The sequence below is a fragment of the Dactylosporangium sp. NPDC051087 genome, from assembly GCF_055586325.1.
The window spans coordinates 71,325-84,247 of the sequence record NZ_JBVJIJ010000041.1 but is presented as its reverse complement, the minus strand read 5'-3'; the positions used below and the strand labels follow the sequence as shown (position 1 = coordinate 84,247).

The 12,923-nt window shown below is 69.3% G+C and carries 9 protein-coding genes; 6 read left to right on the top strand and 3 right to left on the bottom strand.

The features are described from left to right. Positions 1-363 precede the first annotated feature (363 nt). On the top strand, positions 364-1,512 hold the full coding sequence (locus ACZ6TV_RS48800) for a TerD family protein (RefSeq protein WP_465307376.1): 1,149 nt from the start codon (positions 364-366) through the stop codon (positions 1,510-1,512). 25 nt (positions 1,513-1,537) lie between these two features. Here the strand turns inward: ACZ6TV_RS48800 and ACZ6TV_RS48795 are convergent, their stop codons facing one another. After that, positions 1,538-1,807 carry a hypothetical protein gene (locus ACZ6TV_RS48795; RefSeq protein ID WP_465307374.1) on the bottom strand — a complete coding sequence of 90 codons (270 nt, stop codon included), beginning with the start codon at positions 1,805-1,807 and terminating at the stop codon, positions 1,538-1,540. A gap of 143 nt (positions 1,808-1,950) precedes the next feature. Here ACZ6TV_RS48795 and ACZ6TV_RS48790 point away from each other — a divergent pair, with 143 nt between their 5' ends. Further along, on the top strand, positions 1,951-2,250 hold the full coding sequence (locus ACZ6TV_RS48790; RefSeq protein WP_465307372.1) for a hypothetical protein: 300 nt from the start codon (positions 1,951-1,953) through the stop codon (positions 2,248-2,250). Between the two features lie 333 nt (positions 2,251-2,583). Next, positions 2,584-3,234 carry a hypothetical protein gene (locus tag ACZ6TV_RS48785; protein ID WP_465307370.1) on the top strand — a complete coding sequence of 217 codons (651 nt, stop codon included), beginning with the start codon at positions 2,584-2,586 and terminating at the stop codon, positions 3,232-3,234. Between the two features lie 824 nt (positions 3,235-4,058). On the opposite strand, the gene ACZ6TV_RS48780 is transcribed toward ACZ6TV_RS48785, so the two are convergent. Further along, positions 4,059-5,018 (bottom strand): YihY/virulence factor BrkB family protein, encoded by a 960-nt coding sequence (locus tag ACZ6TV_RS48780; protein WP_465307384.1) that lies wholly within the window; start codon positions 5,016-5,018, stop codon positions 4,059-4,061. Positions 5,019-5,302: 284 nt separating this feature from the next. On the opposite strand from ACZ6TV_RS48780, the gene ACZ6TV_RS48775 reads away from it, so the two are divergent. From ACZ6TV_RS48775 to ACZ6TV_RS48765, 3 genes are all read left to right on the top strand, one after another. Next, positions 5,303-7,477 (top strand): Hsp70 family protein, encoded by a 2,175-nt coding sequence (locus ACZ6TV_RS48775; protein WP_465307368.1) that lies wholly within the window; start codon positions 5,303-5,305, stop codon positions 7,475-7,477. Positions 7,478-7,542: 65 nt separating this feature from the next. Then, a complete protein-coding gene (locus tag ACZ6TV_RS48770; protein ID WP_465307366.1) occupies positions 7,543-9,831 on the top strand; it encodes an AfsR/SARP family transcriptional regulator in 2,289 nt (762 codons plus the stop codon). After that, entirely contained in the window at positions 9,828-11,012 is a 1,185-nt protein-coding gene (locus ACZ6TV_RS48765) for a hypothetical protein (protein ID WP_465307364.1), read from the top strand. The genes ACZ6TV_RS48770 and ACZ6TV_RS48765 overlap by 4 nt, the downstream gene beginning before the upstream one ends. Before the next feature lie 315 nt (positions 11,013-11,327). Here the strand turns inward: ACZ6TV_RS48765 and ACZ6TV_RS48760 are convergent, their stop codons facing one another. Continuing rightward, on the bottom strand, positions 11,328-12,590 hold the full coding sequence (locus ACZ6TV_RS48760; RefSeq protein WP_465307362.1) for an FAD-dependent monooxygenase: 1,263 nt from the start codon (positions 12,588-12,590) through the stop codon (positions 11,328-11,330). Positions 12,591-12,923: the final 333 nt, after the last annotated feature.

Genomic DNA, 12,923 nt, shown 5'->3' with positions numbered 1-12,923 from the left:
GATGATGATGCCGGTGGCGATGAAGATGACGTCCATTTTCACGGCCGGGTCGATGCGGAACCCGATGCCGGGGACGAACCGGTCCAGGTCGCGGCTCAGACAAACTGACCAACCAGCCAAGATCACCAACAGCATCCGGAGCGTGCGCCAGAGGCGAGAACGAAACCCGTTTGTCGTTGAACTCGGGACCCACCGGTCGACGGTCGGATCATGTGTTCGCCAGTTCGGGACCCACCCGGGTTGCGTTGGTCGCGGGGCGGGAGCTCAAGGGTGGCGAGCCCGGTTCCTGGCCGACAGCTGACAGACCATGTGGACGCGTCGTCGTAGGGTGACGCCCAACGTCGACGGCGTGGAGGACGCGAAATGGCGCAGATACTCGCGAAGGGACAGAACGTGCCCGTGCAGGCGTCGGTGGTCCACGCCGTGCTGAGCTGGCAGCCGGGTCCCTCCGTGCCCGACGTCGACGTCTCGGCGTTGTTGCTGACCGGCGCCGGGCGGGTGCGCAGCGACGGCGACTTCGTGTACTACAACCAGGCGGGCCACGCGAGCGGGTCGGTCCGCCACGCGGGCAAGCGGACGGACCCGCGGTGGCTGGCGGACACCGTCAGCGTCACGCTCGGACAGGTCGAGCCGGTGGTGGAGCGGATCGTGGTCGCGGCGTCGGCCGAGGGGGTGTTCGGCCGGGTGCCGGGCTTGACCTTGTGCCTGTACGACGAGGCGGACACCGAACTGGTCCGCTTCGTGGTGGCGGGTGCGGTGACGGAGACCTCGATGGTCCTCGGCGAGCTGTACCGGCGCGGCGCCGAGTGGAAGTTCCGGGCGGTGGGGCAGGGCTTCGACAACGGGCTGGCCGGTCTGGCCACGGCGTTCGGCATCCAGGTCGACGACCCGCCAGCGCCGCCGGCGCCCGCCGCGGGGCCGCCTGCACCGGTCAACCTCGACAAGGGCCGGATGATGCTCCGCAAGAACGAGTCGGTGAGTCTGGTGAAGACCGGCGTGCCGCCGCTGGTCCGCATTCGGATGGGTCTGGGCTGGGATCCGGCGAAGGCCGGGAGAAGCATCGACCTGGACGCGGGCGTGATCGCCTTCGTCGGCGGCCAGCCGGCAGTCACCGTCTATTTCGGCAGGAAGACCGGGTACGACGGCGCGATCAAGCTCAGCGGGGACAACCAGACCGGCCGCGGAGAAGGCGACGACGAGCAGATCCGGGTGGCGCTCGACCTGCTCCCCGTGGAGGTGCACGCCCTCGTCTTCACTGTCAACAGCTACGGCTCGCACAAGTTCACCGCGATCAGGCGGGCCTACTGCCGGTTGCTCGAGGACCGCAGCGGCAACGAGCTCGTCCGCTTCGACCTCACCCAGTCGGAGCCGTCCACGGGCGTGCTGATGGCGGTACTGCGGCGTGGGCCGGCCGGTGTCTGGACGATGCAGGCGCTCGGCGTGTTCCAGGACGGCAGAAAGGCGGAGGACATGGAACCGCTGGCGACGAGGCTGCTGTCCGCCACGGCGTAGCCGGCGCCGCAGCGTCCGACCGAGATCACCCGATCGAGTCCCGGCTCACTCCCGGACGAATATTGGCGTCTTGCCAGATCCGGTCCACGTGGGTGTAAGGCGCCCGTAACGCCTCGACTGCCCGCGGGCCGGCCGAATCCAGCTCGGCAAGGCGGCCGGCGTCGTGACCGGCGGCGGCGCCACCTTCGTGACCAGCAAACGTCGAAATTCCCGCATTCGCCGACACCGTCGAACGCTCCACGCGCACCGAGCGCCGTCCGATAGCAACCTGGACCCACCCGACCAGCCGGGACATCCCGACGCTGCTGCAGCCCACCTATCTGAACCTCGCCGCAGGCTCCGACCCGCCGTTCTGAACAACCAGACCATGACCAAAGTGGATCCCGAACTCACCAACAACGACGAGCCTCCCGCCGGCATGGCGTCGGCCGTGGCGTCATGACCGCTGACCGGCCACCGCCCGGCCCAGCCGACCCGGCCGACATCCAGGCCACCAAGGCCACCCGACTGGCAGCCGGCCAGGCTGACACGATCGTCCGGCACTGGTGGAACGGCACGAGGGGACGGCTCAACCGGCGCGACGTCTACATCCGCACCGACGGGACCGCCTACACCCTGAAGCTCCGGCTCGGCGGTGTTGACGGCCGCCGGTGGCAGCGGCCGGACGACACCCGGACGAGTCCGCCGACGAGGCACGTGTGCGCTCTCAACAAATCTGATTTGGCCGGAAGCCGCTGAGCTGCGCGGATCAGATCGGTGAGAAATGCCGGGGCTCGGTGCTTCTTAACGAATGTGATCCGGCGGTGGGGATTCTTGCCGCTGACGGGTCGCCGCCACCGCCCGGCAGAGAGGCCGGGCGGTGGCGATGGTGACGGCAGGTCACGGCGTGCACTGCGGCCGCCAGGCGGGTATCGCGGTAGACGATGCCGACCGGCTTGCCGTCCTGCACCGGTGCAGTCACCGCCTGCCTGGCCGGCTCGGGCTGTGCTGGCTGGGCACGCCGGGGCGGTCCGGCGGCGGGCCGTGCCGGTACCGTCTGCGTGTCGGATTAGCCAGGGAGGGCGCACCGCTATGGATGCCAACAGCACTACACGTATCGACGCTCCCAGCCCGGGTGAGCTGGCTGGGCAGCTAGCGGTGCCGGCCGCCGAGCTTGGCGAGTTGGCCGAGGTGTGGACTTCTGGGCTGTCGGGCCGGGATCGGCTGCCGGCGCATCTGCGCTTGGCCGTGCTGGCCAGCGACGTGGTGCAGTCGGCCCGGCTTGTGCAGGTGTACCTCGACGAAGGCGACACCACCGGGGCGTTGCGGAATCTGCACGGCGTCACCGCGGTGTGCGAGCAGCTCACCGCGGCAGCCCGGGTGGCGGCGGTGCAGTACTGCGGGCCGCGGCCGGCGCTGGACGGGCACTGTCTGGCCACCGTGCGCCTCGGCCACGACGAGCAGGCATGGCTGTCCCTGCGGCCATACGCGTACTGCGACATGCCGGCCGAGCTGCGTTGCGAGCTTCCGGCCGGGCATCCCGAGCCGCACGCCGCCAGAGCGCAGGGCGGCGACGACCGTGGCGACTGGTGGGCCCGCTGGACTTTGCGGGCCTGCGAGCTGGTGCAGCTGCCGGACTGCCCCGCCAACCAGCCCGCCGGTGTGGAACCGGCTGCCGAGCCCAGCGGCTGCCCGCTGTACGCAGAGCACCCCGGCCCGCACGGCAGCGGCCTGCCGGGCTGACCCGCTAATAGCCGCCGCGGCACCACGCTGACGGCCGGCCGCTCCCGCTGCAGCTGCCGCTACGACCGCGCACCGGCAGTACCGACTCGAACGCCACCACTGCCGCCGCCGCCAGGCCATCACGCCGCTCACGACCGTCCACGCCGACGTACCCGACCACGAAGCCCGACAATGAAGCCCGACAACGACACCGGCGCCGAACCCTCCAGCGCCACCAGACCGCCCAACCCGCCGCCTCTTCGCCCCAAGATCAGGCACAGGCTATCGGCCGCTATCGCCGAACCCCGACGCGGGCGGATCAGAACGAATGAGACAGATCAGGTAGGGATCAGATCCGGTGAGAAGAGATCAGCTCCATTGAGAACCCCCAGCACGGCGTCACATGGCAGCAGATCAGCAGTGGCGCGACACTACTGCCACCCACACCAGAGCCAAGCCGACGCGACCGTAGCCCTAGCGGTAGCGCCCGCGGACTTTGCGGCTGGCCAGGTCTGGGGCGCCTGGTAGTAGACGACCTTCTTCTTAGGGTGCCAGACGCGCGCCGGATGCTGCGCGGAGCGCAGCGTGAAGTTGAGCAGTGACACGAAGCGCCGCAGGACGTCATCGTCCTCGGTGTCGGACCCACTGCGCGGTCGGCATCGAGGTGACCGGGCCGTCGCACAGCACCGCGAGTGCAGTCGTCGCAATCACTCCGCTGGCGAGCTGATGACGCGGATCGACCCAGACCCTTGCCCCCGGTAGTAGCTATTTTCCTCGACGTCACAGCGGCGTGGTGACCTCCGTGAGGCGGCGCCGCCGGAGACTCGCCCAGAGTCCTGGTCGGTTCAGATTTCGTCGGTCTTGAGCTTGCGGGTGTCGCGCAGCTCCACATAGGGCTCCTCGGTTTCGGCGTGGCCGGCTTGGATGGCGCGGCTGCGTTGGAGTTCGGCGTCGAACTCGGCGCCGAGGAGAATGGCGATGTTGCTGATCCACAGCCAGACGAGGAAGACGATGACGGCGGCGAGGCTGCCGTAAGTCTTGTTGTAGGAGCCGAAGTTGCCGACGTAGAACCCGAACCCGACCGATGCGGCCAGCCAGAGGATGACGGCGAGGATGCTACCGGGGCTGATCCACCGGAATCCGCCGTGTTTGGCATTCGGTGAGGCCCAGTACAGCAGAGCGAACAACAGGCTGATGATCACGATGAGGACCGGCCACTTGGCGATGCTCCACGCGGTGACGGCGGCGTCGCCGATGCCGATGGCCTTGCCGGTCTGTTCAGCGACGGGACCTGTGAACACCACCAGGAGCGCGGCAACGGTGAGCAGCACCCCAGTGATGGCGGTGATGCCGAGACGGATCGGCAGGGTCTTCCAGACCGGTCGGCCTTCCGGCACGTCGTAGATCGCGTTCGAGGCTTGCATGAACGCGCCGACGTACCCGGACGCTGACCAGAGGGCGGCGGCGATGCTGACGACGGCCAGAACCCCGGCGGTACTTTGTTGACCTTCCTGGAGGTTCTTCGCGGCGGTGCCGAGGATCGTACTGGTGGAGCCGGGAGCGACACCGCTGACGTTCTCGATGACCTTCTGCACGGTGTTCTTGCCGAACAGGCGTAGGACGGTGACCATGAGCAGCAATCCGGGGAAGATCGACAGGATGCCGTAGTAGGTGAGGGCAGCGGCCCAGACGGTGATGTTGTCGTCGGTGAACTCTGGCGCCCTGGGTGCCAGGTACGCGGCGCCGGGAAGCCATTCGCAGACGTGAAGGTTTGTCGGATTCCTGGCTTGCGATCGCAGCGGAATGCGGAAGTGTCCTCGGTGCCGGCGTTCCTCACGCCCTGCCGATCATGTTCGTTTTCAGGGGTCGGTCTTGTCGGCTGCGGCGGTTGGCGAGCTTGAGGGCCTTGAACTTCGCATCGGCGAAGAGCATCTCGCTCCGCGCGGAGCGATGTCGCGGGCCGCAAAGGAAAGAGGTCACTATCCAGGGCTGCCCCGCGGGCCCAAGTCGGCGAGCTTGCTCTTATCGGCGCACCTCGCACACGAGAAGGTCATTTCTCGTGTCAGGAGGGTCACCGTACGTGGCTTCGATGAGTAAGAATCTGCCTATGTCCGATGTGACTGCTGTGACCTTTGGGATTGATGTGGGATCCCGGCGAGTCAAGGCCGCTGTCGCCGATGTCGACGGCGTGGTGACAGTCGTAGGGTTCGACGGCACGTCGTGGCTGGATGCTGGGGTATATGTCGGTGTGGACGGCGCCGTGTCGACGGGTGCAGTGGCGCGGCAGCGCGCGCTGTACCGTCCACAGGGGTGGGTGCCCGATCCGATGGCCCGGTTGACGCACGGCGCGTTCGAGGTCGGCGGGGTGAGCGTCGACGCCGTGGATGTGGTGGCGGCGTTGTTGCGGCCGGTTCGGTCACGGGTTGGCGCAGTGGCGGTGTCCGGGCAGGGCGTGGTGCGGGTCGTGGTGCCGGCGGGCTGGGGACCACGACGGCGCACGGCGTTGCGTGCGGCGCTCGAGCGGGCCGGTTTCGCGGATGTGGAGCTGGTGGTTGCGCCGGTGGCGGTGGCGTGGAATCTGGCCGCTGGCGGTGCGGACCTCGAGGTCGGTCGGTGTCTCGTGGTGTGTGACTTCGGAGCGGGGTTCACTGTCAGTGTGGTGGCCCGCACCGTCGACGGTTTCGAGGTCCTCTCCACCATCGACGTTCCATCGGCGGGTGGGGCCGCCATGGATGCTGCGGTCGCCGATGTACTCACCGCCTTGGGGAACTCGAGCGACGTCCTGGGCGCGGATGTGGTGCCGACCGGGTTGCCCACCGTGGAAGCGGTGGAGCGGGCACGGATGACGAAGGAGGCGTTGTCGACGGCAACCACAGTGCAGGCGCACATGGGTACGCAGCCGACGCTGTTCACGGTGACGGATCTGCGGGCTGCCGTCGCGCCGGTCGTCGGTGCCGCTGCCGGGGCGGCCCGGCAGGCGGTGGAGGCCGCGGACATGACCGCTGGGCAGGTGCAGTGGGTGGTGTGTGTCGGTGGTGGTGCCCGCTCGCCAGTGATCGCGGACGTGTTCACCGCTGGCCTCGGTGTGCGACCGGTCATGGTGGCTCATCCCGAGGTCAGTGCGGTGTTCGGCGCGGTCCAGGCACCGGTCGTCACGTCATCGGACCGGTCCGCTGCGGGCGACACGGTGGACGTGGGCGGCGGAGCGGTGGCGGCGGTGGCGGCGGTCGGGGCGGTGGGCCTGTTCGCGCAGTTCGTGGCGGGTGCCGAGCGGCATGGGCCGCGAGAGTCGATCGTGCCCGGGATGCTGCTGGCGCATTGGGGTGGGTTGGCGTACGCCGCCGCATTGGCGGTCCTGGCGGCGTTGGCGGGCATGGCGTGGCTGGGTGCCATGCGGTTTGCGGAGCTGCGGGACGGGCGACTGCGCGTCCGCGTGTATGCCGCGATGCTGGCGGGTGGTGCGGTGCTCGGGACTGCGGTCGCGGCCGGGTTCGGGGTGTTCGGGGTCGGGTACTTCGACGTGTCGGCAGGGCCGTTGCTGCGGTGGTCGGTGCTGGCCGCGCTCCCCGTCGCGGCGGCGGCGCTGTTCACTGCTGTCGTGGTGTGGTGGCGGCCGGATGCTGCCGCCATGCCAGGTGGGTCGTGGGCGTTGTGGCTGCGGTTCCCGGTGTCGGCGGTGGTGCTGGTGGTCGTCGGCGCGACGCTGATCGGATACGACGGGACAGGATCGCCGACCGGACTGGACCCGCTGTGGCTGTGGCTGGAGCGGTACACATCGCCCACCAATCAGATCATCGGTGCGACAGGTCGGCTGGGTGGGGCGTGCGTGGGTGCCGCGGTGGCAATGTTGCTCGTGCGGCGGCTCTGGTTGCGGCCGCTGGTGGCGGTGCCGTTGGCTGCGTTGACCGCGGTGTCGTTGAGCTGGCGGAGCACCGGCCTGATCGCGGTGGGGTTCGTGGTGGCCGCGGCCTGGTGGTGGCTGCAGCGCGCGGTGTCAGTGCTGGCCCAGGGTGTGCTGCAGGCGGACACGTCGACGTCGTCATCCGCTGCAGAGCTCGCTATGTCCGGTCCGCCCGGTGAACCATCGGCGCATACTTCGGCACTGCCGGAGTCTCGGCCGGCGGCCGCGTACGTCGGTCGCGGCCTCCTGCCGGTCTCGGCGGTCAACGCGCCGGGCCAGCCCCTACAGCCCGCACCGACCGGGCAGGCCGAGCTCGTCACGCAGGTCGTGGAGCCCGGACCGGCGGCTGGTGAGCGGACGTGAGCCGGTCGCCGTGGGCCGGTGGCGTCGGCTGGGCCATGACCATGCGGGTCCTACGGACCGTGTGCATGTTCTGGCTGATGCTGACGACGCTTGCCGGTCTTCCCTGGGTGCTGGCCGTAGCGACCCGGCAGTTGATCCTGGCTGAACCGGACTGGGCGATGCTGATCGATGAGCCGCTCAGCGCGCCGGGCCTGGTGATCGGCGGCCTGCTCCTCGGCTGGCTAGTATGGCTGTGGTTGCTGATCACCTCGGTGCTCGACCTGGTCGACGCGATCCGCCGGCCGCAGCGACGGCACCACCGGTTGCCGGTGCCGGTACACACGGTGGTCACTGCCGCGGCCGGCTCCGCGGTCCTACTGATCGATGCCGTCACCGGCCGTGGCGCAGCAGCGGTGCCCGACCGGCAACCGCCGCAGACGCCGCAGCCGACCGTCGCCGCAGACATCGCAACGCCAACGCCAACGCATGGTGTGGCGGTGACCGACACCGCCGGGACCGACGCGCCGACAGCAGAAGACAGCGAAATCAGCGGTGTCAACCTTCGCGACGGCTGGCTGCCGCTGCCGACCGCGGCGGTGCTCGCGGCAGTGACCGCCCTCATGTGGACGCAACGCCGGCGCCACTACCACCCGCAGCCGCCCGGCCACGCCGACCGGCACGACCCCGACCTGACCCCGCTCGACCCGACCCTGGCGGTCCTGGACATTCTGCCGGACCTCGACACCGCAGCTCCATCCGCCACTGACGGCGACACGCCGCCGGTGGTCATTGGCGTCGCTGGTGACCGATGGCTGAACCTCACCGCGCTGCCCGGCGACGGCATCACCCTCACCGGTCCGGGCGCCCTCGACGCGGCTCGAGGCATGCTCATCGCAGCGCTCGCCGCAGCCATCGCCCGCGGCGACGGAACCCAGGTGATCCTGCATCGCCAGGCCGCCCGCCTGGTGATCGGCACCGAATCCGCCGCCGTGCCAGGGCTGCGGCTGCACGCCGACACGCCACGAGGTCCGGACCCCACGGACGCATCGATACCCCCACCGGCAACCGGTGCACCAACGGCGCTGATCGCCGTCAACGCGAGGAATACCGGCACCAACGACAACGCCATGCATGGCTTGCAGGATCTACACATCACCGTCGCCGACGGCGCGCCGCGCAGTGCAACGGTCTGGTCCGTCGCCGCCGACGGGACCGTCGGCACGCCGGCACAGCGAATGGCGGTACCCGCGGAGCCGACACGGCTCGCGATAGTGAACCTCCCCACGGCACGGACCTTGCTGTCGGTGCTGCGGCAGACCCCGGCGGCCACCGCCGCCCATGTAAACAGCGCACGCGACGTCCCCGCCGCGGCGGTGGCGCATACCACGACTCGCCCGCCCGGACCGCCGCTGACTGGCGTGCCGCACGGCAGCGTCGCACCATGGCCCGACCGGCCCCCGAACGACTCCTACCAGCCGCGTCGCCTCCTCGTCGGGGTCCTCGGCCCGGTCCAGGTACTGCAGCCCCGGCCGGACGGCACGTTCACCGCCGTCCAGGTTCGGCGCGCAGCGAGCCAGCACCTCCTTGTTCTGCTCGCCGTCCATCGCGACGGGGTCACCGGCAACGATCTCAAGGAAGCACTCTGGCCGGATGTGCCGAACAACGCCGCCACCCGCCGTCTCGCGACCAGCCTGTCGGAACTGCGGCGGGCGCTGCAGGACGCCGCTGGCGGTGACGTGGTGCGTCGCACCGCCGAACTCGCCGCCGGCGGCGGCCGGTATCGGCTCGACCCGGACCGGGTCCAGGTCGACCTGTGGCAGCTCCATGACCTCCTCGACGCTGCGGCGATCCACACCAGCGACGCCGCAGACCGTTACCGGCTGCTACACGAAGCTGCCGCACTCGATCGTGGTGAACTCGGTGACCGGCTTCCCGACGGCCCGTCCACCAGCTGGCTCGCTGTGTACCGGGAGCAGACAGCACGGCACGTCGTCGACTGCTACGTGCATCTCGCCGAAGCGGAGCCCGACCCGAATGCGGCGCTGCACCTGCTGCGCCGGGCGATCGGTGTGGCCCCGCACACCGAATCGTTGTACCGGGCGGTGATGACCCGTCAGGCCGCGGTCGGTGACCACGACGGGGTTCGGCGCACGATGGCGACCCTGACCGAACGGCTGACCGAACTGCACGTCGTGCCCGAGCACACGACCGTCGAGCTGTACCGCGACCTCGCAGCACACCAGGCTGAAAACCCAGCCGACGACCCAGTCGACGGCATGGCTCCCACCAGCGTGCCCGTGCCGCACGACCCGGTCGAAGCAGCGACGGACGACGGACCGCATGCCATGTCCAGCAGGCAAGGACACCTCCTGTGAACCATGACCTCGAGGGCACCCGCGTTCTGGTTCCGTACGGGCCGAGCGGCTACCCGATGCTGCCCGACCTCGATCCACCGGTCTACGTCATCCAATCACCCAACACCCGGGCTGCGCTTACACCAGCGGCCGGCGGGGCCCGTTCGCCGTTGACGCGGTGGCGTCTGCGGCGGGCAGGACGACGCCGGAGGCTCATCACCGCCGGAGTCGTCGCGGTGCTGCTGGGCGCGGTCCTGGTCCGCTGTTCCGGTATCGGAACGAGCGACTCACCGGAAACGGTGGTCCGGGCGCTGTTCGCAGCGCTCACCGACCGCGACGGCGCCCGGGTCGACCGGTTGGCGCCGTGCGACGACAGCCCGCTGTGCAGCCCCGCAGGGCTCCGAGACGGCTACCAGCCGCCCGAGCAGGTGACGATCGCGTCAAGCCGAAGCGTCACCAGGACCGCCGGCAAAGGCAAGGACGTCGTCGTGCGCTACACCGTCGCCGGTACCGCATACCAGGAGACCGTGGGACTGACCCGGTACCGAAGCGGATACCTCGGACACGTCTGGCTGATCACGCACCTCGCCGGCGGCCACCTCGACATCCGCAGCAGCGCCTACCGACGGGCCCAGCTCGCCGGTGTCGAGATCACCCCGAACCCGATCGAACCGGCTGGGCAGTCTGACGCTCAACGGATCTGGGCGCCACCGGGCACCTACACAGTCGCGGCCGGCGGCAACTCCCTCTATGAACCGGTCACGGTCTCCGTCACCGTCGCCGGGGGCATCGACCCGGCCGCTGTCATCCTCGATCCGACGCTCACCGCGGACGTCCTGCCGCAGATCGAACAACAAGTCCACGCCCGCATCGACGCCTGCGCCGCCATCCACGCCATGGAACCGGACACGGACGAGCGAGTCGGCTCGCTCCGCGACTGCCCCTTCCGGCACCTGTTTCCGTCACCATTCATCGACAACCCGACATGGACCGTGGACCAGTACCCGACCATCACGTTGCATGTCGACGCCACCGGTGCCGTCACAATCCGGACTGTCACACAGGGTGCCGCTACCGTCCGGTTCCGGTGGAGCACTGACATCGTCCAACCTCGCCGATGGACAGACGCCAGCGCCACCGTGCCGTTCGAGATCAGCGGAGATGTCATCTCCGCTGACGGTCAGCTCACCTGGATTCGATGACGCATCCAGCGACTTCTATCAAGCAAGGGATCGTTCATCGGTTCGGATGGCACGGGCGTGGGTGGTGCTGAAGATCGGCCTCGTGCAACTGTCCGCGAAACCGGTTGCTGCCGCCGATGGGGCTTCACCCCGATCCCGGACACGCGATCATGCGGTTTGGGCAGCATGGCCGTACTGGGCCACGACTCGAGCGACTACAAGCGCCGGCAGCAGCCGATGCTTGTAGTCGTCGACAGACATGGGTTGATGCGCCACAGCCCGCTGAGGAAGCCAGAACCAGCAGGCCGGGTGCGCATTACTCGCGCAGGCTTCGCGTCACTGCACCTCACCCGACGGGTCGAGGCTCTCTCCGCTGCCCTTCGTTCCCGGTGCCTGCGCGAGACGATAATCAGGCAAGGTGATGGCGTCGGCCGTGGTCGGCTCATTGGCAGCGCCCCGGCTCAGACGCGCTACCAACGGCGATGCCGCGGCCCAAGCACCGGCCCGCAGAAGCGGACGTTGCAGCAGCGAGCGTTCCAGTTGGGTACGGGGGTGGGCGACGCGGCAGATGGTGGGTGCGGACTTCTGGCCGGCGGCGACCATGGGACGCATGCGTCGTTCGTAGGCCGCGAACGCCGCGTACGGGTCAGGGTGGGTAGCGAGCTCACCGGCGAGGATGTAGCCGCCTGTCACGGCGAGCGTGGCTCCGATTCCGGCGAACGGCGAGGTGGCCCACGCGGCGTCGCCGAGCAGGACGACCCGTCCGCGGCTCCAGTTCGGCAGGCGGGCCTGCCCGAGTGCTTCGAAGTACATCGGGGCGTCGTCGAGTGCGGCGAGGATGCGTGAGGTCTCCCAGCCTAGGTCGATGAAGTTGGCGCGCAGCATGGTGACGATGCCGGCCCGGTCGAGGCGTTCGAGGCCGCGGACCGGAGTGCGCAGTGTCAGTGTGGTGGTCATCGTGCCGGCGTCGTGGGGGCGTACAGCGACCGTGCGCCCCCGGTCGGCCAGCAGCCAGCGCCAACGGTCGGTGTCGGTGTCGACGCGGGGAACGGTGACGTACGCGCAGTAGACGCCGAGCTCGTGTATCCGAGCCTCGGGCATGACCATCGCTCGGGTACGGGAGCGTAGGCCTTCGGCGATGACGACGACGTCGAAGCGACGGTGCTCGCCGCCGGCGAAGGTGACTGTCACGCCGTCGCCGTCGCCGTCGAGTGCGGCAATCTGGTCGCCGAAGCGGTATTCGGCGCCGTCGGCGTGGTCGACCAGCAGGCGCGAGAGTCGTCCGCGCACGATCTCGAGTTCGGCGCTGGGGCCGTCGCTGTCGCCGGTGCCAGCGGGGAGGCTGGCGAATGGCGCGCCGTCGTCGTCGACGAAGTCCAGACCGCTTTCGGCGGTGGTGGCCGCCCGCACGGCATCCTCGAGGCCCATGCGCCGCAAGACCTCACGGGCGGCGCCGCGCATGTCGACGTTCTGACCCTCTTCCCGTAGGCGGTCGAATCGTTCCACCACGGTGACGTTCCAACCGGTTCGGATGAGCCAGGAGGCAAGGGTGGGCCCCGCGATGCTGGCGCCGGCGGTCAGGACGCTTGGGAGAGTCACGTTCGCTACCTTCGTGGTTGACGGCGTCCGCCTGCGGCAGACCCGTCGACGATGAGCAGGTGCGCCTCGACGATCTCGGTGAGGGGCCATGGTCCGTACTGCGGCCAGCTCGATGAGCGCGAGGTCGACGCCATCGGGCGCCACCGATAGTGCAGCCCGTCCGCACCGGTCAACGACGCCCCAGCCTCTTGGCCGACCCCACCAACTCGACCGCCGCCAACGACTCCGCCAACGACTCCAGCCGCTCCTTCCTCGCGGTCATATCGTTCAGTGCCCCGGTCATCATCGCACCATCCTCACCCGGCATCCCGTGGGCCAGTGCAGGCCGGAAAC

What these genes read in the sequence shown, in the direction of transcription:
- ACZ6TV_RS48770 (WP_465307366.1), top strand. Translation starts at nt 7,543, where the DNA reads ATGTTCTGGCTGATGCTGACGACGCTTGCCGGTCTTCCCTGGGTGCTG.
- ACZ6TV_RS48800 (WP_465307376.1), top strand. Translation starts at nt 364, where the DNA reads ATGGCGCAGATACTCGCGAAGGGACAGAACGTGCCCGTGCAGGCGTCG.
- ACZ6TV_RS48795 (WP_465307374.1), bottom strand. Translation starts at nt 1,807, where the DNA reads ATGTCCCGGCTGGTCGGGTGGGTCCAGGTTGCTATCGGACGGCGCTCG.
- ACZ6TV_RS48790 (WP_465307372.1), top strand. Translation starts at nt 1,951, where the DNA reads ATGACCGCTGACCGGCCACCGCCCGGCCCAGCCGACCCGGCCGACATC.
- ACZ6TV_RS48775 (WP_465307368.1), top strand. Translation starts at nt 5,303, where the DNA reads ATGAGTAAGAATCTGCCTATGTCCGATGTGACTGCTGTGACCTTTGGG.
- ACZ6TV_RS48785 (WP_465307370.1), top strand. Translation starts at nt 2,584, where the DNA reads ATGGATGCCAACAGCACTACACGTATCGACGCTCCCAGCCCGGGTGAG.